This is a genomic window from Micromonospora sp. CA-248089, assembly GCF_050948515.1.
Classification (GTDB): domain Bacteria; phylum Actinomycetota; class Actinomycetes; order Mycobacteriales; family Micromonosporaceae; genus Micromonospora.
Genome location: NZ_CP192016.1, coordinates 2269371 through 2290788 on the forward strand (window position 1 = coordinate 2269371; position 21418 = coordinate 2290788).

Annotated in this window: 18 protein-coding genes; 6 read left to right on the plus strand and 12 right to left on the minus strand. The window is 72.9% G+C overall.

Annotated features, from left to right (window positions below; translation table 11 throughout):
• Positions 1 to 7: 7 nt before the first annotated feature.
• The 7 genes from ACQP26_RS10825 to ACQP26_RS10855 form a co-directional block, all read right to left on the minus strand.
• Positions 8 to 652 carry a NeuD/PglB/VioB family sugar acetyltransferase gene (locus tag ACQP26_RS10825; RefSeq protein WP_269700693.1) on the minus strand — a complete coding sequence of 215 codons (645 nt, stop codon included), beginning with the start codon at positions 650 to 652 and terminating at the stop codon, positions 8 to 10.
• Positions 649 to 1326, minus strand: coding sequence for a sugar transferase (locus ACQP26_RS10830; RefSeq protein ID WP_433495628.1), 678 nt, complete (start codon positions 1324 to 1326; stop codon positions 649 to 651). Before ACQP26_RS10830 ends, ACQP26_RS10825 begins: the two co-directional genes overlap by 4 nt.
• A gap of 109 nt (positions 1327 to 1435) precedes the next feature.
• Positions 1436 to 2584, minus strand: coding sequence for an MBL fold metallo-hydrolase (locus ACQP26_RS10835; protein WP_269700691.1), 1149 nt, complete (start codon positions 2582 to 2584; stop codon positions 1436 to 1438).
• A gap of 68 nt (positions 2585 to 2652) precedes the next feature.
• A complete protein-coding gene (locus ACQP26_RS10840) occupies positions 2653 to 3597 on the minus strand; it encodes an SDR family NAD(P)-dependent oxidoreductase (RefSeq protein WP_281578413.1) in 945 nt (314 codons plus the stop codon).
• Positions 3594 to 4778 (minus strand): zinc-dependent alcohol dehydrogenase, encoded by a 1185-nt coding sequence (locus ACQP26_RS10845; RefSeq protein WP_281578412.1) that lies wholly within the window; start codon positions 4776 to 4778, stop codon positions 3594 to 3596. The genes ACQP26_RS10840 and ACQP26_RS10845 overlap by 4 nt, the downstream gene beginning before the upstream one ends.
• A 74-nt stretch (positions 4779 to 4852) precedes the next feature.
• A complete protein-coding gene (locus ACQP26_RS10850) occupies positions 4853 to 5434 on the minus strand; it encodes an isoquinoline 1-oxidoreductase (protein ID WP_281578411.1) in 582 nt (193 codons plus the stop codon).
• Positions 5435 to 5456: 22 nt separating this feature from the next.
• Positions 5457 to 6680, minus strand: coding sequence for an oxygenase MpaB family protein (locus tag ACQP26_RS10855; RefSeq protein ID WP_281578410.1), 1224 nt, complete (start codon positions 6678 to 6680; stop codon positions 5457 to 5459).
• 137 nt (positions 6681 to 6817) lie between these two features.
• Here ACQP26_RS10855 and ACQP26_RS10860 point away from each other — a divergent pair, with 137 nt between their 5' ends.
• Positions 6818 to 7585 (plus strand): SDR family NAD(P)-dependent oxidoreductase, encoded by a 768-nt coding sequence (locus tag ACQP26_RS10860; RefSeq protein ID WP_433495629.1) that lies wholly within the window; start codon positions 6818 to 6820, stop codon positions 7583 to 7585.
• Positions 7586 to 7790: 205 nt separating this feature from the next.
• Positions 7791 to 9653 carry an AMP-dependent synthetase/ligase gene (locus ACQP26_RS10865; protein WP_433495630.1) on the plus strand — a complete coding sequence of 621 codons (1863 nt, stop codon included), beginning with the start codon at positions 7791 to 7793 and terminating at the stop codon, positions 9651 to 9653.
• Here the strand turns inward: ACQP26_RS10865 and ACQP26_RS10870 are convergent.
• A complete protein-coding gene (locus tag ACQP26_RS10870) occupies positions 9561 to 10547 on the minus strand; it encodes an oxygenase MpaB family protein (protein WP_433495631.1) in 987 nt (328 codons plus the stop codon). The genes ACQP26_RS10865 and ACQP26_RS10870 overlap by 93 nt on opposite strands.
• 139 nt (positions 10548 to 10686) lie before the next feature.
• On the opposite strand from ACQP26_RS10870, the gene ACQP26_RS10875 reads away from it, so the two are divergent.
• Positions 10687 to 11904: an oxygenase MpaB family protein gene (locus ACQP26_RS10875; protein ID WP_269700683.1), complete on the plus strand. Its 1218-nt coding sequence runs from the start codon at positions 10687 to 10689 to the stop codon at positions 11902 to 11904.
• A 12-nt stretch (positions 11905 to 11916) separates the two neighbouring features.
• Here ACQP26_RS10875 and ACQP26_RS10880 read toward each other — a convergent pair whose 3' ends face one another.
• Both ACQP26_RS10880 and ACQP26_RS10885 read right to left on the minus strand, forming a co-directional pair.
• Entirely contained in the window at positions 11917 to 13110 is a 1194-nt protein-coding gene (locus tag ACQP26_RS10880; protein ID WP_281578407.1) for a TetR/AcrR family transcriptional regulator, read from the minus strand.
• Positions 13111 to 13173: 63 nt separating this feature from the next.
• Positions 13174 to 14376 carry a TetR/AcrR family transcriptional regulator gene (locus tag ACQP26_RS10885; protein WP_433495632.1) on the minus strand — a complete coding sequence of 401 codons (1203 nt, stop codon included), beginning with the start codon at positions 14374 to 14376 and terminating at the stop codon, positions 13174 to 13176.
• 163 nt (positions 14377 to 14539) lie between these two features.
• On the opposite strand from ACQP26_RS10885, the gene ACQP26_RS10890 reads away from it, so the two are divergent.
• Together ACQP26_RS10890 and ACQP26_RS10895 are read left to right on the plus strand one after the other, a co-directional pair.
• Positions 14540 to 15754, plus strand: coding sequence for an acetyl-CoA C-acetyltransferase (locus ACQP26_RS10890; RefSeq protein ID WP_433495633.1), 1215 nt, complete (start codon positions 14540 to 14542; stop codon positions 15752 to 15754).
• Between the two features lie 9 nt (positions 15755 to 15763).
• The gene (locus ACQP26_RS10895) at positions 15764 to 17911 is read left to right on the plus strand and encodes a 3-hydroxyacyl-CoA dehydrogenase NAD-binding domain-containing protein (RefSeq protein WP_433495634.1); all 2148 of its coding nucleotides are present in this window, start codon (positions 15764 to 15766) and stop codon (positions 17909 to 17911) included.
• A gap of 55 nt (positions 17912 to 17966) precedes the next feature.
• Here ACQP26_RS10895 and ACQP26_RS10900 read toward each other — a convergent pair whose 3' ends face one another.
• Positions 17967 to 19118: an acyl-CoA dehydrogenase family protein gene (locus ACQP26_RS10900; RefSeq protein WP_281578403.1), complete on the minus strand. Its 1152-nt coding sequence runs from the start codon at positions 19116 to 19118 to the stop codon at positions 17967 to 17969.
• Positions 19119 to 19194: 76 nt separating this feature from the next.
• On the opposite strand from ACQP26_RS10900, the gene ACQP26_RS10905 reads away from it, so the two are divergent.
• Positions 19195 to 20685: an aldehyde dehydrogenase family protein gene (locus tag ACQP26_RS10905; RefSeq protein ID WP_433495635.1), complete on the plus strand. Its 1491-nt coding sequence runs from the start codon at positions 19195 to 19197 to the stop codon at positions 20683 to 20685.
• 1 nt (position 20686) lies between these two features.
• On the opposite strand, the gene ACQP26_RS10910 is transcribed toward ACQP26_RS10905, so the two are convergent.
• Positions 20687 to 21367, minus strand: coding sequence for a GntR family transcriptional regulator (locus tag ACQP26_RS10910; RefSeq protein WP_269700676.1), 681 nt, complete (start codon positions 21365 to 21367; stop codon positions 20687 to 20689).
• Between the last annotated feature and the right edge of the window lie 51 nt (positions 21368 to 21418).

A 21418-nucleotide genomic window follows, 5' to 3' on the forward strand; every position in this document is an offset into this window, starting at 1 on the left:
GGACGGCTCAGCGCGCCGGCACGCCCTTGACCACTGTCCGCGGCGGCACGTCGCGCACCACGCACGCGCCGGCGCCGACCGTCGCGCCGGCGCCGACGCGCAGGCCCTGGAGCACCACGGCGCCCGCGCCGATCAGCGCGGCGGTGCCGAGGCGGCAGTCGCCCGACACGGCCGCGAGCGGATGCAGGGAGACGTAGTCGCCGACCACGCAGTCGTGCGCGAGCGTGGCGTTCTGGTTGACGTGCAGGTGCCGTCCGGCGGTGACGTTCGTGGTGATCCGGCCACCGGCGAACACCACGAGACCCTCGGCCGACACCAGGTCCGGGCCGACGGTGGCGTCCGGGTGGACGAGGCTCGCCGCCGGCCTCCGGTACGTGTCGATCCGCGCGGCCACCTTCTGCCGGACCCGTGGGTCGCCCACCCCGATGACGACGTGGGTCTCCGGCGGTAGCTGACCGATCGCCGCCAGGGTCCCGAGGAACGGCGCGCCGCACGCCTCGGCGCGTTTACGGTTCGACTCGGACGGGTCGTCGTCGACGAAGCCGGCCAGCCGCCAGGGTGGCCGGGCCGAGGACTCGTTCACCGCCGCCACGATCTGGGCGATCTCCCGGCCGTGGCCGCCGCACCCGACGACGACGAGGTCGAGGCTCACCGGGATCCGCTTCCCGCTGTCGCCGCCACGGCCTGCTCCGAGGCGGTGCCACGGAACTCGTGTGCGGTGGCGGCGCCGGGCGCGCTGATGCCCTGCCGGCGGAGCACGGCGACCGCGGTCCGCGCCAGGATGCGGGCGTCCAGCCGCAGGCTCCAGTGCTCCACGTAGTGCAGGTCGTAGGCGAAACGCTCCGCCCAGCCCAGCGCGTTGCGGCCGTTCACCTGCGCGAGCCCGGTGAGGCCGGGCCGGACGTCGTGCCGGCGGAACTCCCGCGGTGTGTAGAGGTCGCGGTAGCTGGTCGGGAACGGGCGCGGGCCCACGAGGCTCATGTCACCGCGCAGGATGTTCCAGAGGCTGGGCAGCTCGTCCAGGCTCGTGGCGCGCAGCCACCGCCCCAGGGGCGTCAGCCGCGCCTGGTCGTCGCCGGGGGAGAAGCTGTCGCCCCCGCCCGCCATGGACCGGAACTTCAGGATGGTGAACTCCCGGCCGTGCCGGCCGATCCGCCGCTGCCGGAAGATGATCGGACGGCCCATCCCGAGCAGCACCGCGACCGCGACCACGGCGAGGACCGGCGCCGCCACCAGCAGGGCCGTGGCCGACACGACGACGTCGACACCCCGCTTGACGGCCGCGGCGCCGCTCGCCGGCGGGGTGGGTGTACGGAGATCTTCCACGCCTGGGGAGAGGCGAACCTGCATGCTGTCCTCCGGCCGCTGACTCGTCAGCGAACAGAGTACGCAAATATGCGCAGAAGAATGCCTTGTCCGGTTTTTTCGGCGCGTCTCAGGCGACCGCCTGCCACCACCCGTCCACCGCCGGCGGCTCGTCCACCACCACCCGCTCACCGGGACGCGGCACTGCCAGCCGGACGTCGCGCGCCTTCGCCTCGGCCCAGAGCCGGTCCACCGGCTCGGACCAGTCGTGCAGGGCCAGGTTGAACGTGCCCCAGTGCACCGGCACCAGCAGCCCGCCGCGCACGTCGAGGTGGGCGGCGACCGCCTCCTCCGGGAACATGTGGATGTGCGGCCAGGCCCTGTCGTACGCGCCGATCTGCATGAGCGTCAGGTCGAACGGGCCGTGCTCGGCGCCGATCGCGGCGTACCCATCGAAGTAGCCGGAGTCGCCGGTGTAGAAGACCTTCCGGTGCGCGCCGGTGATCGTCCAGGAGCTCCAGAGCGTGCCGTCGCGGCGCAGGCCGCGCCCGGAGAAGTGCTGCGCGGCGGTGGCGGTGAGCGTCAGGCCGCCGACCCGGTGGCTCTCCGACCAGTCCAGCTCGACGATGCGGTGCTCGGGTACGCCCCAGCGGGCCAGGTGGGCGCCGACGCCCAGCGGCACCACGAACGGCGCGGACTGGAGATCGGCCAGCCGGCGGACGGTCTCCATGTCCAGGTGGTCGTAGTGGTCGTGCGAGATCAGCACGGCGTCCAGCGGGGGCAGGTCGGTCAGGCGGACCGGCGGCTCGTGGATGCGCCGCGGGCCGACCAGCCCGGACGGGGAGCACCTGTCGCTCCACACCGGGTCGAGCAGCACCCGGTGTCCCTCGATCTCGACGAGCGTGGAGGCGTGGCCGTACCAGATGACGTTCAGTTCGCGGGCCGGGTCGGCGGCGGCGGGCGCGGCACCCGGACGCAGCAGCGGCACCGGGCTGCCCGGTCGCCGCTTCTGCTTGCCGAAGATCAGCTCACGGAGCAGGTTGCGGCCCGGGTCGGCGACCATGGTGGCGCTGGCGCCGGCCGGATTGTGGAACGTGCCGTCGCGAAAGCGCGGTGACCGGGCCGCCCGTTCCGCCCGGGTGCCGGTGAGCCGGCCGCCGAGTTGCGCCGGTACGTCCCGCGCCGCCCAGGCCAGCCCGGCGACGGCGGCCAGCCCGGCGAGCTTCCACACCCGCCCGCCGCGCGTCCGGCCGGGTTCCCGCCCCGTTGCTTCCCGCATGCTCGTCCCCTCCGCCGTGTCCCGCCGTACACGGTAACCACAGTCGTCCCGGCCCGCCCACGCCACGGTCAGGGCAGCCGGCGCCGCACCGCGGACGCCACAGTGGCCGCGCGTCCGCCCACGGCCCGGACCACCTGGGACACGTCGGGCAGCCATCCGCCCCGGACCGCCTCGCCGGCCGGGTTGGGCGTGAACACGATGCCCTGGTGCGCGGCGACCGGCGTCCGGGTCAGCCCGGCCAGGCGCATCAGCGGCCCGACCAGCACGTCGTACACGCCGGGCAGGGCGGTGAAGCCGAAGCGCATGATCACGTTGAGCCGTCCCACCGAGACCTCGCGGCGCGGCCGGTCGAGGCAGTGCGCGATGGCCCGCGCCACCCGTTCGGGCGACGCGATCGGGGGCGGCGGCCGGCCGACGCGGCCCAGGTAGTTGGCCGCCTGCCGGTACACGGGTGTGTCGACGCTGCCCGGGTTGACCAGGCAGATCGCGATGCCGGGCGTCTCCCGCGCCTCCTGCTGCAGGGTGCGGGCCAACCCCTGCAGGCCCCACTTGGCGGCCACGTAGCCGCTCATGTAGGGGGCGGTGATGTGCCCGAGCACCGAGCCGGTGAGCACGAGTGTGCCGCCGCCGTTGTCCCGGAACCGGCGCAGCGCCTCCCGGGCCACCGCGGCGGCGGCCAGCAGGTCGGTGCGGACCACCTGCTCGAACACCTCGGCCGGGGTCTCGTCGAAGCGGCCGTAGGACATCACCGCGGCGGTGTGCACCCAGGCGTCGACGCGGCCGAACTCGGCTCGCGCCGCGTCGGCGAGCGCGGCCACCGCGCCGGGCTCTGTCACGTCCATCGGTACGGCGATCGCCCGCGCGCCCGCCGCCCGGCACTCGTCGCGTACCTCGTCGAGGGTGGCGGGGGAGCGGGCCGCGAGGACCAGCCGGTCCCCGCGGCCCGCCAGCTCCCTGGCGGTCGCCCGGCCGATCCCGCTGGTCGCGCCGGTGACGACCACCGTCCGGGTCACGGCGCGAGCACGACCTTGACGCAGCCGTCCTCCTTCTTCTGGAACATCTCGTACGCCCCCGGCGCGTCGGTCAGCGGCAGCCGGTGGGTGCGCAGGTCCTCCACGCCCAGCGGGTCGTCGTCGCGCTCCAGCAGCGGGATGATCTCGTCGACCCAGCGCCGCACGTGGCACTGCCCCATGCGCAGCTGGATGCCCCTGTCGAACATCTCCATCAGCGGCATCGGGTCCTGCTCGCCGCCGTACACGCCGGAGATCGACACGGTGCCGCCGCGCCGGACCGCCTTGAGCGCGGCGTGCAGCACCACGAGCCGGTCCACACCGGCCTTGTCGGTCATGGCCTGGGCCAGCTTGTCGGGCAGCAGCCCGGCGGCGGTCTGGGCCATCTTGCCCAGCGGCGCGCCGTGCGCCTCCATGCCGACCGCGTCGATCACCGCGTCCGGGCCGCGCCCGTCGACCAGGTCGATGAGCGCGCCGGGCACGTCGTCGAGCTGGCTGACGTCGAGCACCTCGATGCCGTGGCGGCGGGCCATCTCCAGCCGCTCCGGCACCAGGTCCAGGCCGATCACCCGGCCGGCGCCCAGGTGGCGGCCGATCCGGGCGCTGAACTGGCCGACCGGGCCGAGCCCGAACACGGCGAGCGTGCCGCCGGGCGGGGTGTCCGCGTACTTCACCGCCTGCCAGGCGGTCGGCAGGATGTCGGACAGGTAGAGCCAGCGCTCGTCCGGGCCGCTGTCCGGGATGGTGATCGGGCCGAACTGGGCCTGCGGGACGCGCAGGTACTCGGCCTGGCCGCCGGGGATCGAGCCGTACAGCGAGGTGTAGCCGAACAGGGACGCGCCCTTGCCCTGGCTGGTCACCTGCGTGGTCTCGCACTGCGCGTAGAGCTGCCGCTCGCACATCCAGCACGAGCCGCAGGAGATGTTGAACGGGACGACCACCCGGTCGCCCTTCTTGAGCCGGGTCACGCCGGATCCGACCTCCTCGACGATGCCCATCGGCTCGTGCCCGAGGATGTCGCCGGGCTTCAGGTACGGCCCGAGCACCTCGTACAGGTGCAGGTCGGAACCGCAGATGGCGGTCGAGGTGATCCGGATGATCGCGTCGGTCGGCTCCTTGATCCGGGGGTCCGGGACGTCCTCGACGCGGACGTCCCGCTTGCCGTGCCAGGTCAGTGCCTTCATGCCTGTATGTCCCCTCTCCGGTGCCGTCCATCGGACTGCTACCCGGCACAGGCCCGTTGAATCGGCGGCGCCGGTCATCGTGGCTCGAGGTCGACCGGCACGGCGATCGTGCTGGTGCTGGCGGCGGAGCCGGCGAGGGCGCCGATGTCGACGCGGCGGCCCGCGCCGTCGGTGACGGCGCCGGCCGCGAGCCGCAGGTCGGCGACGGGCGTGCCGAGCGCCGCCGACGCGGCCTCCAGCAGCCGTCGCCGGGCCACCGCCACGGCGACCCGGAGCGGGGTACGGGTGCCGGCGGCCGGATGGGGTGCGCGACGGGTCCGGCCCGCTGCCGGCCGTGGCGGTGGCACGCGGACGCGCCGGCGCGGTACCGACAGCCCGTCGGCGATCAGTTCAGCGGCCGAGGTGTGGCAGTCGTACCCGCAGCGGCCCGGCGGCGGCGTGAACGACACGGTCCCGTCCGGGCCGACCTCGACGGAGATCAGGGCCGCCCCGGGCAGGGCCGTGGCCGTCATGATCTCGCCGAGGCCGAGCAGTCCGGCCACGTCCGGCGACGGCGTGCGGGCGGTGGCCGGATATCCCACAGTGAGTTCGGCGGCGGCCACGAGGACCGGCGCGGCGAGCACGTACCCCAGGAACGGGGGGAGGGGCGCGGTCATGGTGCTCACCGCGACCCGGTGGTCAGAACTCGCGGTTGCCGAGCGGGATCTCGATGTTTATCGACTGCCCCTCGGACAGGAACAGCAGGGCGAGCTTGCGGAGGAACTCGTCGAACAGCCAGTAGCACTCCGGTGCGAGCGGGAACGGCAGCAGCGCCTCCCGGACCGCGACGAACGGGCCCCAGCTCGTCCGCAGCAGCGTGTCCCAGAGCAGGTCGCGCGGGATCTCCAGCCAGTTGGCGATCTGGTTGCCGAGCATGAACCGGGTGAACGAGCCGAGGATGGGCTTGCTGAGCAGCCCGGCGTCGATCTCCTTGCCGAGGCCGAGCAGGATGTCGGCGAGCGCGTTGCCCTCGCGGGTGGGCGCGAGGATCGGGTCGAGGACCTCGCCGGCCTGGGAGTTCGCCTCGCTCCACGTGGCCGGGATGTACTCGTCCCGGATGCCGAGCATGTGCGCGGCCACCTGCCACAGGTGCAGGAACGCTGCCGACTCGGCGGCCGGGATCGGCACCCGCCAGTCGGTCAGCTTCCGCATCACAGTGGTCGGCAGGCTGTGCCAGGTGACCATCAGGTCCCGCTGGCTGATCGGGATGTCCTCGGGCGCGACGTCGGCCCACTCGGGCGACTGCGGCAGGAGGTGACGCACACCGGCGTGCGCGAGCCGGGTCTTCACGGCGGTCACGATCATCGAGCCGTCGGGCTGGTAGGCGTTGGCGGTGCCGATGTCGTACCCGAGCTTGGCGGTCTTGGAGATGCGGTCCTTCATGTCCGCGCCGCCCTTGGAGTAGTAGACGGCGCGCGCCTCCTTCGGGATGACGGTGCTCATCATGCCGCTGGCCAGGCCGTAGAGCACGCCGAGGTAAAGGCCGCGCTTCTCGTTGAAGCGCACGGCGGTGGCGAGCTTGCCCTGGTCCACCCAGGACGGCAGCACGCGTGCGCGTTCGATGAACGCGCGGACGTCCGCCGGGAGGCCGGACGGCAGCGGCTGGCCGTTCTTCGTCCACGTCCGCAGCAGCTGGTTGACCAGTGGTGCGTCGCCCCGGTCCAGGAGGGAGGCGACGAGCGGGTCGGCCTCCTCGTCCCACACCCAGCGCGGGTCCACGCCCGCCCCGGCGCCGGCCACTGATCCCGTGGGGGACCAGGTCCACGCCGATCGGGCCTGCGCGGGGGCGGCGACGCTCAGCGCGCCGAGCGCTCCCAGTGCCCCGCCGGCCTTCAACATCTTGCGCCTGCTTACCGGTTCCACGTCCACTCCTCGGGGTCGAGGCCGCTGATACGGTGAAACAAATATTGCGCCCGTGTATCACATGAGAGCACGTGGTAACGGTGTCCACAAGGCCCATGACGACATCTGTCGATGTTTTGCGATGAGGGGAGTCCACGGTGGCGCAGGTCGAGGGGATGCTGTCGGGCAAGGTGGCGTGGGTGACCGGCGCGAGTCAGGGCGTCGGCGCGGCGATCGCCGAAGGGCTGGCGCGGGCCGGCGCGTCGGTGATCCTCCAGTCCCGTCGGCCGGACGCGCTCGACGAGGTGCGGGACCGGATCGCGGCCGGCGGCGGCACGGCGGCCGTGGTCGCCGGGGACGTCGCCGACGAGTCCGCCGCCGACGCCGTCGTCGGCCTCGCGCGGCAGCGCTGGGGCCGGCTGGACGTCCTCGTCAACAACGCCGGCATCAGCCCGGCGCTGCACCGCAGCGAGCGGCTGAGTCTCGGTGACTGGCAGCAGGTGATCGACACCAACCTGTCCGGCGTGTTCGTCTGCGCCCGCGCGGCCGGCGCGCTCATGGTCGAGCAGGGTGCGGGCAGCATCGTCAACATGTCCTCCGTGCACGGTCAGGTGGGGTTCCCACGACTGGCCGCGTACAGCGCCAGCAAGGGCGGCGTCGAGCAGCTCACCCGCACGCTGGCGCTGGAGTGGGCGGCGGCCGGCGTACGCGTCAACGCGGTCGCGCCCGGCTACCTGGAGACCCCGATGACGGAGGGGCTGCGCGGCCACGAGCAGTGGTCGAAGCGGTTGCGCGAGCGCATCCCGATGGGCCGGTTCGGCCGCCCCGAGGAGGTCGTCGGCGCGGTGCTGTTCCTGGCCTCGGACGCCGCGAGCTACGTCACGGGCAGTGTGTTGCACGTGGACGGTGGCTGGACCGCGCAGTGACCGGGGACCCGTTTGGTTAGTCCAGGTTCGTCGCCGGATCATCGCGGCGGCTCGGTTCAGGCGCGATCCACCGGGACTTCTTCCCAGAAAGTTAACCCTCGTTTACAGTGCTGCCATCGGCTGCGGAAACCCGCGCGGGCACCACGGCGAGGGGTGCGGCCAGCTCTGCCACCACCAGGCCCGGTTGCGTGTGAAGGAGTAGCCCATGGACCCCGCCGACGTCCTCGCCGAGGACTGCGCCAAGAAAGCCGCCGACCTGACCGTCCCGGCGCTGCTGCACCGCAACGCCACCGAGTACGCCGACCGGCCCGCCCTGACCACGCTCGGCCGGGACGACACCCGCACCTGGTCGCAGCTGCGCGACGAGGTCGCCGAGCTGTCCGCCGGCCTGGCCGAGATCGGCCTGGAGACCGGGCGGCACATGCTGATCATGATGTCCGGCCGGACCGAGCACTGGCTGGTCGACCTCGCCGCGGTCCACCTGGGCGCGGTGCCGTCCACGATCTACCCGACGCTCAGCGCCGAGCAGATGCGCTACCTGGCCCGGCACAGCGCCGCCCAGGTGCTCGTGCTGGAAGGGCCGGCCGAGCTGGAGCGCTGGCGGCCGATCCTGGCCGAGCTGCCGGACCTGCTCCGGGTGGTGCTGGTGGACGAGCCCGCCGAAGCGGCCACCGACACCGTGCCGCTGTCGCGCGTGCGTACCCTCGGCCGGGCCGCCCACGCGGCGGACCCGGACGCCTTCGAGCGGCGCTGGCGCACGATCCGGCCCGGGCAGCCGGTGACGCTGCTCTACACGTCCGGGACGACCGGCAACCCGAAGGGCGTCGTGCTCAGCCACCACAACGTGATCTACCAGGCGGTGGCGCTGGACGCGATGGTGTCCGTCCCCGACCACGCGCCGACCGTGGCCTACCTGCCGCTCGCGCACATCGCCGAACGGTTCCTCGGCATCTACAACCCGATCTACCGCGCCGGGCACGTGACCATCTGCCCCGACGCCACGCAGCTCGTCGCGGCGCTGCGCACCGTCGGTCCCGCCTCGTTCTTCGGGGTGCCGCGGGTCTGGGAGAAGATGGCCGCCGGCGTCCAGGCCCACCTGGCGACCGCCGAGCCCGCGGTCCGCGCCGCCGTCGCCGCCGCGAGCGCTGTGACACTGGAGGCGTACGAGTTGCGCGCCGCCGGAAAGCCGGTGCCGGACGAGCTGGCCGCCCGGGTGGCGCAGGCCCGGGACACCGTGTTGCGACCGTTGCAGGCGAGCCTCGGGCTGCAGAACATGGTCTGGCCCGGCAGCGGCGCCGCCCCGATCCCGGTGGACGTGCTGCGGTTCCTCGCCGGACTCGGCATCGACGTGCTGGAGGTGTGGGGTCTGACCGAGACCACCGGCACCGCCACCCTCAACACCCCCTACTGCTTCCGCACCGGGACGGTCGGCCGCCCGAACGTGGGCATGGAGGTACGCCTCGCCGACGACGGCGAGATCCTCGTCCGGGGTCCGCTGGTCTGCTCCGGCTACCTGCGCGAGGACGGCGGCGTCGAGCCGGTGGTCGACGCGGACGGCTGGCTGGCGACCGGCGACGTCGGAACGCTCGACGAGGACGGGTTCCTCACCATCACCGACCGCAAGAAGGAACTCATCATCACGTCCAGCGGGAAGAACATCTCGCCGGCGCAGATCGAGAACCTGCTGCGGGCGCACCCGCTCATCGGTCAGGCAGTCGCGATCGGCGACCGGCGGCCGTACGTCACGGCGCTGATCGTGCTGGACGAGGAGGTGGCACCCCAGTGGGCGCGTACGCACGGCATCAGCGACCCGCAGCTGCCCGCCCTGGCCTCGGATCCGGTGCTGCGGGCCGAGATCCAGGCCGCTGTGGACGCGGCGAACGCACGGCTGGCCCGGCCCGAGCAGGTCAAGACGTTCCAGGTGCTGCCGTCGGCGTGGACGCCGGAGTCGGGCGAGCTGACCCCGACGTTGAAGCTACGGCGCCGGGTCATCGTCGACCGGTACGGCGACCGGATCGACGCCCTCTACCGGCCGGGTGACGCGGCGGCGGAGCCCGTTACCCAGTAGCGCCGGGTCGATGCCGGGCGGGGGTGGCGGCGCGCCGAGATCGGCGGGCCGGTACCCCCGCGGGTAGCCGGGATAGGTGCGGTTGCGCGGCGCGCGGGTCAACCGGCTCACGGTCCGCGCGGGCAGCAGCCGCACCACTGCGGCCCGGGCGCGCAGCGCGCCGCCGACCAGCGCGGGCAGCGGTCGCGGCGCGGCCGGCAGCCCGAAGGCGGCGCGCATCTCGGGCGGCAGCAGCGCGCGCACGCCGAGGCGCGCGGCCGGGCGCAGCGGCGCCGGGTACCAGGACGCGAACAGCTCCAGCGTGTACGCCGCGACCCGCTCGTTGCTCGGCGTGCGGCGGAACGTGTCCCGCTCGTACGCGTCCTTGAAGTCCCGGAACGCGTCGAAGTCCGCCGGGACGTCCCGGATGCCCATGCGCGCGCCGACCGCGCGGTAGTAGTGGAACGCGGCCAGCCGCTCGTGCTCGTGCAGCGGGCGCCAGCCGTACCGGTCCAGCCAGTCGATCGGCTCGTAGACGAACGTGGACAGCACGTAGCGCATGTCGTCGTTCGAGATCGCGTACCGGCCGTGCGCCCGGTTGACCACCCGCAGCGCCTCCCGGCCGCGCGGCGAGTCGTACCCGTGCTCCAGCAGCTCGGCCATCAGCAGCGCGGTGTCGTCGTAGCGCTGCTGCGCCCGCAGCCGGAACTCGCCTGTCGCGTCGAGTAGCGCGGAGATGCTCGGCACGCAGAACGTGCGCAGCAGCGCCAGCTCCAGCGCCCGCTGGTAGTCGAAGGGGAACTCGTACCCGGCGGAGAGCCGGTAGATCTCGTGATGGTCGCGGACCGGATCGAGCGTCTCGATCCGGCGCAACCAGCGGTACCGCCCGCCCTCGGCCATCGCGACCACCCCCACCGTCCCACCCTTGCCGATGCAGTCAAGCTCCTCTATGTTAATAGAAAATCACATCCCCGGATAACTCGAAACCTGCTTGTGCGCACCTCACGAGCCGGTGTTCAGGGCGATGTCCGGTCGAAACCGGGAAGTGGTGCTAATGGAGAATCTCAGTAGACGAAGCGTCCTGACGCTCGGTGCCGCGCTGGGACTGGTAGCGGTGGCGGACACTCCGAAGGCGTGGGCGTGGTCGTCGTCCGGCTCGATCGCCGGGACCGACACGGTCACCGACCCGTGGGACGTCTGGGACGACGACACCGACCCGCTCGTCGCCTCGCTGCTGGACGCCGGCCAGATCCCGGCGGTGAACACCGCGTTCGCGTCCTGGATCCGCAACGGCGACGCGCTGCCCGCCGGCCTGCCCCCGGCGCTCACCACCTACCTGCGGCGCGTCAACACGCTGCCGTCCTGGGCCGACCAGGCCAAGCTGGACCGGGCCGCCCAGTTCAACAAGCGCATGAGCATGTACCTGTTCCTGCTCTACGGCCTGGGCAGCGGGATCATGAGCACGGTGATCCCGCGCGAGGCCCGCAACGTCTACTGGTCCGAGGGCGGCGCGGACATGAAGGCGCGCGCCGCGAAGACCTTCACCTACGGCTACGACCTGAGCGCCCCCGACGCGTTCAAGGCCACCGGCAGCTTCGTGGTCACCTCGCACAAGACCCGGCTGACCCACGCGGCCGTACGGCACCTGCTGCCGCAGTCCGCGCCGTGGCGCGGCGTCACCGACCACCCGATCCCGATCAGCAACGGCGACATCCTCATCACCTTCCACAGCCTCGGCACGTACGTGCACCGCAAGCTGCTCGACTGGCGTCGCTGGGGACTGCGGATGTCGGCCGCGGAGGAGGAGGCCTACCTGCACATGTGGCAGGTCGCGCTGCACCTGCTCGGCGTGCGCGACGAGTTCATCCCGAACAGCTGGGCCGCCGCCGAGGAGCAGTCCCGGTACGCGCTGAACCCGCTCCTCGCGCCGACGCCCGAGGGCATCGACCTGGCCGATATCCTGCTGAACCTGACGTCCTCGGTGGACCTGGGCGTCACTCGCGGATTCCAGCGGGAGTTCGCGCGCTACGTGCTCACCGACCGGATCGGCGACTGGCTGCGGCTGCCCCGCGACTACATCTCCCGGGGCGTGATCGAGGCCGGCTGGCCCACGTACGTGATGTTCCGCGAAGGGCTCTCGCCGCTGATGCCGGAGACGTTCGGCCTGTTCGACAGGTTCATCCGCGGCCTGGCGATGCTGTTCCTCAACAACGGCTCGTCCGCGTCGCACACCCCGATCACGATCCCGGTCATGAACCGGCCGGGCACCTGATCAGGTGCCGCGTCACAGCGTCAGGGCACCGGTGACCAGCGCGGTGACCGCGTCCCGGTGGCCGGGCGAGTCCTGCCAGCGCAGGGCGCGCCCGGCCTCCACCGCCACGCCGAACCCGGCGTGCACCAGCAGCCGGGCCTGCCGCCGGTCCAGGTCCGGCCGGACCGCCCGCAACTGCTGCTCCCAGACCGCGATGTGCTCCCGCTGGGCGAGGACGAGCGGACGCCGGACGTCCTCCGGAAGCCCGGCCACCTCGGCCTCGGCGACGCTGTTGAGGGTGTTGTGCTCGAAGCAGTAGGCCACGTACGCCGCCGCCAGCGCGACCACCGCCTGACGCGGGTCGGCAGCCCGCTGGAGGCTGCGGTCCACCGCCTGGGCGAGCAGTTCCGCCGCCTGGAGGCAGGCGGCCACGAGGATGTCCACCTTGCCGGGGTAGTGGCGGTAGATCGCCGACGGGGCCAGCCCCACCGCCTGGGCGATCTGCGCGTTGGTGACCGTGGCGAACCCGTCCCGGGCGAACAGCGGTACGGCCGCGGCCAGGATCTCCGCGCGCCGGGTCCGGGGCACCGGCTGGGCGGGCAGCTCCACCAGCCCCGCCGTCCCGGCGGCGGTCGCCGGGTCGGTGGCCACCACCCGCATCGCGGAGCGCAGCACCAGATCCTCGATCCGGCGCTGGGCGATCGAGGTGCGGTGCATGGTCACCGAACCGATCACCCCGAGCGCAGCCACCGCCCGCAGGCGCTCGTCGGGCAGCGGGTACTCCCGCCGTACCATCTCGGTCACCCGGCCCACGACGTGGCCGAACTTCGCGCGGAGCAGGTGGCGGTCCGGGCGCCCGAGATAGCGGGCCTCCCACCGGTAGATGCCGCCGGAGGCGCGGTGCGCGACGGTGACCCGGGTGAGGGCCAGCAGCACGTCGGCCAGCGCCGCGTCCGGCGGCCACGCGTCGACGGCCTCGACCAGGTTGTCCACCATGACGTTCGCGCACTCGGCGAACAACGCGTACTTGTTCGGGAAGTGCCGGTACAGCGCGGGCGCGCTGATCCCGACCGCCGCGGCGATCTCCTCCATGGAGGCGCCGTGGTAGCCGCGCTCGCTGAACACCTGCCCGGCCGACTCGACGATGACCTGCCTGCGGTTGCGGGGCCGGGTGGCCGCGGCCGGCCCGGTGGTCACCGGGTCGTCCGGGAGGACGCGGACGGGCACGGAACCATGGGTGTCAGTCAACCACAGCGCCTCACGCCGCCCGCGCGCTCGCGACGGCCCCGGTCAGGCGTGCAGCACGGCGAGCGCGAGCCGGGCGGTCTGGTCGTCGTAGCCCTCGGTGCGGTCGAAGCGGCCGAGCCGCCCGACGTCGGTGACGACGTTCAGCGCGGCGTGTACGAGCACCCGGGCGTCGGCGGCCGGCAGGTCCGGCCGGACCGCCCGGACCAGCCCCACCCACTCCTCGACGTGCAGGCGCTGCGCGCCGCGTAACTGGTGGCGGTCCCGGTCCGGCAGGTTGTTGTTCTCCGCCAGGTACACCGCGATCAGATCGCTCTGGCCGAACGCGAAGTCGACGTAGGCCCGTACCACCCGGTGCAGCGCGTCGGCCGGGTCGCTCGCCTCGGCGATCGCCGCGGTGGTGGCCCCGGTCAGCCGGTCGGTGGCCCGGTAGTAGGCGGCCGCGAGCAGGTCGGCCTTGCCCGGGAAGTAGCGGTACACGCTGGAGGCCTGCATGCCCGCGGCGCGGCCGATGTCCTCCACCGCGACGGCGTGGTAGCCGTGCCTGTGGAACAGGCGCATCGCCTCGATCAGCAGCAGCTCGCGGCGCGACGCCGGACGCACCGGCCCGGTGGCGGGCGCGCCGTCCGGCGCGGGACGCCGCCGGGGCGGCACCGCCGGCGCGTCGGTCCGCAGCAGCGTCCAGGCGACCCGGGTGAGCAGGTGCTCGGTGTCGGCGCCGGCGGCCCGGTACGTGGTCACGCTGCCGAACGCGCTCAGCGCCGCGTTCACCAGCAGGTCCGCCTGCTCGGCGGTCAGCTCGGGGCGCAGCTCGCGCAGCGGCCCGGCGACGCGGCCGACGAGAGTGGCCATCGACGCGGCGAACTCCTGCCGGTGCTCGGGCGTCAGGTAGCGGCCCTCCCACTGGTACAGCCCGGCCACCCGCCGCCTGCTCACCGCGACCTCGGCGAGCGCGCGCAGCAGTTCGTCGAGCAGCCCGTCGGCACTGCTCGCCGTCGGCTGTCCGGTGGCGGCGAGCAGGGCGCCGACGACCTCCCGGGTGGCGTGCACGAGGATCGCGTACTTGTTCGGGAAGTGCCGGTAGACGGCCGGCCCGCTGATGCCGACGGCGGCGGCGATCTCGTCCACCGAGACGCCGTGGTAGCCCCGCTCGCAGAACAGCTCGGCCCCGGCGAGCGCGATGCGGGCCTTGCGGTCCTTGGGCCGCTTGACCGGTGCCGGGGCGGTGTCGCCTGCTGCTCGTCGCACAGCTACACGTTAGCGCCCCCTCGCGCGGATCCCGTGGCGCCCCTCGGCGGATTCCTGCGCCGAGGTTGAAGCCGGGCAGCGCCTGACGCTTCTTGACAAGCAGCAGCAGGCTCAAGAAAAGTTAGGCGAAATTCGCATGCGGGTGAGCAATGAGGAGCTTGGCATGACGACCGATGCGTTCATCTACGACGCGTTGCGCACGCCGCGCGGGCGGGGCAAGCCGACCGGATCGCTGTACGGGGTGAAGCCGGTTTCGCTGATCACCGGCCTGATCGAGGAGACCCTGCGGCGGATGCCCGGCCTCGACCCGGCGCTGATCGACGACATCGTGCTCGGGGTGGTGTCCCCCCTCGGCGACCAGGGCGCCGACATCGCCCGGACCGCTGCCGTCGCGGCCGGCCTGCCCGACACGGTGGCCGGCGTGCAGCTCAACCGCTTCTGCGCCTCCGGCCTGGAGGCGGTGAACATCGCCGCGCAGAAGGTGCGCTCCGGCTGGGAGGACCTCGTCCTGGCCGGTGGCGTCGAGTCCATGTCCCGGGTGCCGATGGGCTCCGACGGCGGGGCGTGGGCGCTGGACCCGGAGGTCAACTTCACCACCGGGTTCGTGCCGCAGGGCATCAGCGCCGACCTCATCGCCACCATCGCCGGGTTCGACCGGGAGACGGTCGACGCGTTCGCGCTCCAGTCGCAGGCGCGGGCCGCGAAGGCCTGGGCCAACGGCTACTTCGCCCGTTCCGTGGTGCCGGTCCGCGACCGCAACGGGCTGACCGTGCTGGACCGGGACGAGCACATCCGGGCCGACTCGACGGCGGAGAGCCTCGCCGCGCTGCGCCCCTCGTTCGCCGAGATCGGCGAGAAGGCGGGCTTCGACGCGGTCGCCCTGCAGAAGTACCACTGGGTCGAGCGCATCGAGCACGTCCACACGGCGGGCAACTCCTCCGGCATCGTCGACGGCGCCGCGCTCGTCGCGATCGGCAGCGAGGCGGCCGGCGTCGCCGCCGGTCTCACCCCGCGCGCCCGCGTCGTGGCGACAGCGCTCAGCGGCGCCGACCCCACCATCATGCTCACCGGCCCGGCCCCGGCCGCCCGCAAGGCGCTGGCGAAGGCCGGCCTCGGCGTCGACGACCTCGACCTGGTCGAGATCAACGAGGCGTTCGCCGCGGTGGTCCTGCGGTTCGTCGCCGACCTCGGGATCGAGCCGGAGATCGTCAACGTCAACGGCGGGGCGATCGCGATGGGCCACCCGCTGGGCGCGACCGGCGCCATGATCCTCGGCACGCTCGTCGACGAGCTGGAACGACGCGGCGGCCGCTACGGCCTGGCCACGCTGTGCGCGGGCGGCGGCATGGGCATCGCGACCGTGATCGAACGAATCTGAGGAGCACGAATGGCAAACACCATCCGGTGGGAGCACGGCGACGACGGCATCGTGCTGCTCACCCTCGACCACCCCGGCCGCTCGGCGAACGTGATGAACGCGGAGTTCGGCGAGAGCCTGACCGCCACTGTGGACCGGCTCGAGGCCGAGCGCGACCGGATCGCCGGCGTGATCGTCACCTCGGCCAAGAAGACGTTCTTCGCCGGCGGCGACCTGGAGACCCTGGTACGGCTCACGCCCGCCGACGCCGGGACGTCGGCGGCCGGCGCGGCCGCGCTCAAGCACGCCGTACGCCGGCTGGAGACGCTCGGCCGTCCGGTGGTCGCCGCGATCAACGGATCGGCTCTCGGCGGCGGACTCGAACTGGCCCTGGGCTGCCACCACCGCATCGTGCTCGACGACCCGGGCATCGAGATCGGCTTTCCCGAGGTCACGCTCGGTCTGCTGCCCGGCTGCGGCGGCGTGGTGCGCACCGTCCGGCTGCTCGGCGTCACCGCCGCGCTGACGAACTGGCTGCTGCGTGGCCAGCGCCGCCGCCCGCAGGACGCGCTCGCGCACGGACTGGTCGACGAGCTGGCCGCCGACCGGGACGCCCTCATGGCCGCCGCCCGCGCCTGGATCGCCGCGAACGCGGACGCGACCCAGCCGTACGACCGCAAGGGCTACCGGATGCCCGGCGGCACCCCCTCAAGCCCGGGGCTCGCGACGCAGTTGCCGGCCATGCCGGCGCTGCTGCGCAAGCAGCTCAAGGGCGCGCCCTACCCGGCGCCGCGCAACATCCTCGCCGCCGCCGTCGAAGGCGCCCAGGTCGACCTGGACACCGCGTTCACGATCGAGGGGCGGTACTTCACCGAGCTGGCCACCGGCCAGGTCGCCAAAAACATGATCAAGGCGCTCTTCTTCGACCTCCAGGCCGCCCGGTCCCGGACCGCCGGTGGCGACCACGAGCCGGTGCGCAGCGTCGCCGTCGTCGGCGCGGGCATGATGGGCGCCGCCATCGCGTACGTCTGCGCCCGCGCCGGGATGCGGGTGGTGCTCAAGGACGTCACCGCCGAGGGGGCGGCGCGGGGCAAGGCGTACTCGGCGGGCCTGCTCGACAAGGCGGTCGCCCGGGGCCGGTCCACGCCGGAGAAGCGCGACGAGATCCTGGGCCGCATCCACGCCACCGGCGACCTCGCCGACCTGGCCGGCGTCGACCTCGCGATCGAGGCGGTCTTCGAGGACCCGGCGCTCAAGCACAAGGTGTACGCCGAGATCGAGCAGGTGGCGCCGGACGCGCTGATCGCCTCCAACACCTCCACGCTGCCCATCACGCTGCTCGCCGAGGGCGTCAGCCGGCCGGAGGAGTTCGTCGGGCTGCACTTCTTCTCCCCGGTGGACAAGATGCCGCTGGTCGAGGTGATCCGCGGGGAGCGGACCGACGAGGCCACGGTGGGCCGGGCGCTGGGTGTCGTCCGTCAGCTGCGCAAGACGCCGATCGTCGTCAACGACAGCCGGGGATTCTTCACCAGCCGGGTCATCGGCACGTTCACCAACGAGGGCGTGGCGATGCTGGCCGAGGGCATCCCGGCGGCGACGATCGAGCAGGCCAGCAGCCAGGCCGGGTATCCCGCGCCGGTCCTCGCGCTGATGGACGAGCTCACCCTCACCCTGCCCCGCAGGATCCGCCTGGAGACGGCCGCGGCGACTGTTGCCGCCGGGGGCACCTGGCAACCGCACGCTGCCGACGCGGTCATCGACCGGATGATCGACGAGTGCGGCCGGACCGGACGCTCGGGCGGCGCCGGCTTCTACGACTACCGCGACGGCAAGCGGGCCGGGCTCTGGCCGGGGCTGCGGGAGCAGTTCGGCGGCACGAACCTGGACACGCCGTTCGAGGACCTCAAGGAGCGGATGCTCTTCATCGAGGCGATCGAGTCGGTGCGGTGCCTGGATGAGGGCGTGCTGACCTCGGTGGCCGACGCCAACGTCGGCTCGATCCTGGGCATCGGTTATCCGAGCTGGACCGGCGGCGTCCTGCAGTACGTCAACCAGTACGACGGCGGGCTGCCGGGCTTCGTGGCCCGCGCCCGGGTGCTCGCCGAGCGCTACGGCGAGCGGTTCGACCCGCCGCCGACGCTGGTGGCCATGGCCGAGCGGGGGGAGCGGTTCGAGTAGACGACGACGCGGTCCGGCCGGTGGGTATGCCCCTCACCGGCCGGGCCACTTCGTGTCAGGACATCTGCTCGGACAGACCGTACGTCTTGGCGATGATCTCGCGCTGGATCTCGCTGGCGCCGCCGTAGACGGTGGACACGATCGACGAGCGGACCAGGCGCTCCATGTCGAACTCGGTGGTGTAGCCGTAGCCGCCCATCATCTGCATCGCGTCCAGGGCGACCCGGCGGGCGGTCTCGGTGGCCTTGAGCTTCGCCATCGAACTCTCCCGGGGCAGCACCGTGTCCGGCGCCTTGTCGACCTTCGCGGCGGTGTCGTAGACGAGCAGCCGGGCGCACTCGATCTCGGTGGCCAGGTCGGCCAGCCGGTGCCGGAGCACCTGGAACGAGCCGATCGGCCGGCGGAACTGCCGCCGGTTCTTCACGTACTCCACGACGTCGTCGAACGCCCGCTGCGCGGTGCCGAGCATGACGCTGGCGAGGATCAACCGCTCCATGTTGAGCCCGGCCATCAGTTGCCGCCAGCCGTTGTCGACCTCGCCGACCACGGCGTCGGCGGGCAGCAGGCAGTCGGTGAAGTAGAGGTCGTTCACCTCCCGGCCGCCCATGGTGTCGATGCCGGAGACGGTCAGGCCGGGCGCCGAGGCGGGGACCAGGAACATGGTCAGGCCGTGGTGGTCGCCGGCCCGGCCGGAGGTGCGGGCGACCAGCAGGATGTGCTCGGCCAGGTGGGCGTTCGAACACCACGTCTTCTGGCCGTTGACGACGTATCCGTCGTCGGTGCGCTCGGCGCGGCAGCTCAGGTTCGCCACGTCCGAGCCGGCCTCGGGTTCGGACATCGCGACCGCCTCGATGACGCCGCGGGCCACCCCGGACAGGATCAGCTTCTTCTGCGCCGGCGTGCCGAACCGCTGGTAGGTGGCGGCCACGATGATCGAGGTGGTGAAGCCGCCGATCGGGGCCATCGCGCGGGCCGTCTCCTCCAGGAACAGGCACAGCTCCGTCATGCCGGCGCCGCCGCCGTCGAACTCCTCCGGCAGGGACAGGCCCAGCCAACCGAGGTCGGCCATCCTGCGGTACAGCTCCGGGCTGTGCGGTTCCCGGCCGCCGTTCGTGAGGTTCTGCCGCTGCTCGCGGGTGCCCACCTCGCGGCGGCAGAAGTCCCGCACCGCCTCGACCAGGGATCGTTGCTCGTCGCTCCACTCCACCGCGGTACCTCCAGCGCGTCAGCAGGGATTGACAGCAAGGCTAGACTATCGAATATCAAATGTCAGGAGGCTGCCGATGACGTCCCTCGTGGAGCACCCTCGCCGGCTGCGCGTCGTCGACCCGGTGACAGGCGAGCACCGCGCCGACTACGACCTCGCCGACGACGCCGCCGTACGCGCCGCCGTGTCGCGGGCCCGCGAGGCGGCCGACTGGTGGGCCGGGCTGGACGCCAGGCAGCGCCGCCGGCACCTGCTGGCGTACAAGGCGGCGGTCGCCGGCGGCATCGAGGAACTGGCCGGGATCATCCGGAGCGAGACCGGCAAGAGCCTCGCCGGGGCGCAGCTCGAGGTGATGCTCGCCGTCGAGCACCTGGACTGGGCGGCCCGGCACGCCGCGCGGGTGCTCCGGCGGCGGTCGGTCTCCTCCGGCCTGCTCGCGTTCAACCAGGCCGCCTCCGTCGAGTACGTGCCGTACGGCGTGGTCGGCGTGATCGGCCCGTGGAACTACCCCGTCTACACCCCGATGGGTGCGGTGTCGCACGCGCTCGCCGCCGGCAACGCGGTGGTGTTCAAGCCCAGCGAGTTCACCCCCGGCGTCGGGGTGTGGCTGGCCGAGCGCTGGCGCGAGCTGCTTCCCGACCACCCGGTCCTCCAGGTGGTCACCGGTGACGGCACGACCGGGGCAGCGCTGTGCCGCGCCTCGGCCGACAAGATCGCGTTCACCGGCTCGGCGGCGACCGGGCGCGCCGTCATGGCCGCCTGCGCCGAGACCCTGACCCCGGTGGTGATCGAGGGCGGCGGCAAGGACGCGCTGATCGTCACCGCCGACGCCGACCTCGACGCCGCCGCGCGGGCGGCGGTCTTCGGCGGCCTGGGCAACGCCGGGCAGACCTGCGCCGGCGTCGAGCGCGTCTACGTCGAACGGTCCGTCTACGAGCCGTTCCTGGCCACGCTCACCGAGCTGGCGCGGCAGGTCCGGCCCGGTGCCGAGCCGGACGCGCCGTACGGGCCGATGACCACGCCCACCCAGCCGGACGTCGTGCTCCGGCACGTCACCGACGCCCTCGACCGGGGCGCCCGGGCGGTGGTGGGTGACGCGGCCTCCGTGCGGCCCCCGTTCGTGGAGCCGGTCGTGCTGACCGACGTGCCCGAGGACAGCACCGCCGTCACCGAGGAGACGTTCGGCCCGGTGCTCGTGGTCAACCCGGTGGCCGACGCCGACGAGGCGGTACGCCGGACGAACGCGACGAGCTACGGGCTCTCCGGCTCGATCTTCACCCGCGACCGCCGCCGTGGGCTGGCGCTCGCCGGGCGGCTGCGGGCCGGCGCGGTGTCGGTCAACTCGGTGCTGGGATACGCGGGCGTGCCGTCACTGCCCTTCGGCGGGGTGGGCGACTCGGGGTTCGGGCGGGTCCACGGCGCGGACGGCCTGCGCGAGTTCGCCCGGCCGCGATCGGTGACGTGGCAGCGGTTCCGGCCGCTGATCGAGGTGATGACGCTCCAGCCGTCCGCGTCGGCGATGAAGCGGTCGCTGGCGATGTTCGCGTGGCGTCATGGCCGCCGGTGACTCACTGCGCCCACACGCCCAGCCCGTCGAGGTGCTTGACCAGCCGTTCCGCGCCGTCGGTGAAGTGCCGGGCCATGACCGGCCGGACGCGCTCCGGGTCGCCCGCCGCGAGCGCGTCGAGCAGCGCCTCGTGATCGGCGATCATGCCGGCCCGCCACTCCGGGTCGGCGGCGTAGAACCGCGACGGCGTGTAGCGGGTCACGGTGCGCAGCAGCCAGGACAGCTTGCGCGCGTCGGCGAGCCGGTTGATCCGGCGGTGGAACTCGTATTCGAGCTGCTCGACCCGGCTGACCTGCCGGGCCTGGGCGGCTCGGCGCAGCCGCTCGTGCTGCTGCCGCAGGTCGTCGAGCTGCTCCGGGGTGATGCCGACGGCCACCCGGGCGGCCAGCTCACCGGCGATGTGGCCCTGGAGGCTGAACACGTCGATGATGTCCTGCCTCGACAGCGGCGCCACCACGTGCCCGCGACGCGGTTGCAGCTCGACCATGTCCTCCGCGCGCAGCATCAGCAGCGCCTCGCGTACCGGCGTGATGCTCAGTCCGGTCTCCTGGGCGACCTCCTCGAGCCGGATGCGTTCGCCGGGTCGCAGCTGGCCGGACATGATCCGGTCGCGCAGCAGGCTCGCCACGGTCTCGGAGAGCTGGGGCTGAGAGACGTTCTGGATCCTGCCGCGGTCCGCCACCACCTGAGGGTATCAAATGTCAAATGTCAGAATAGGCGTCGGCTTGCGGGC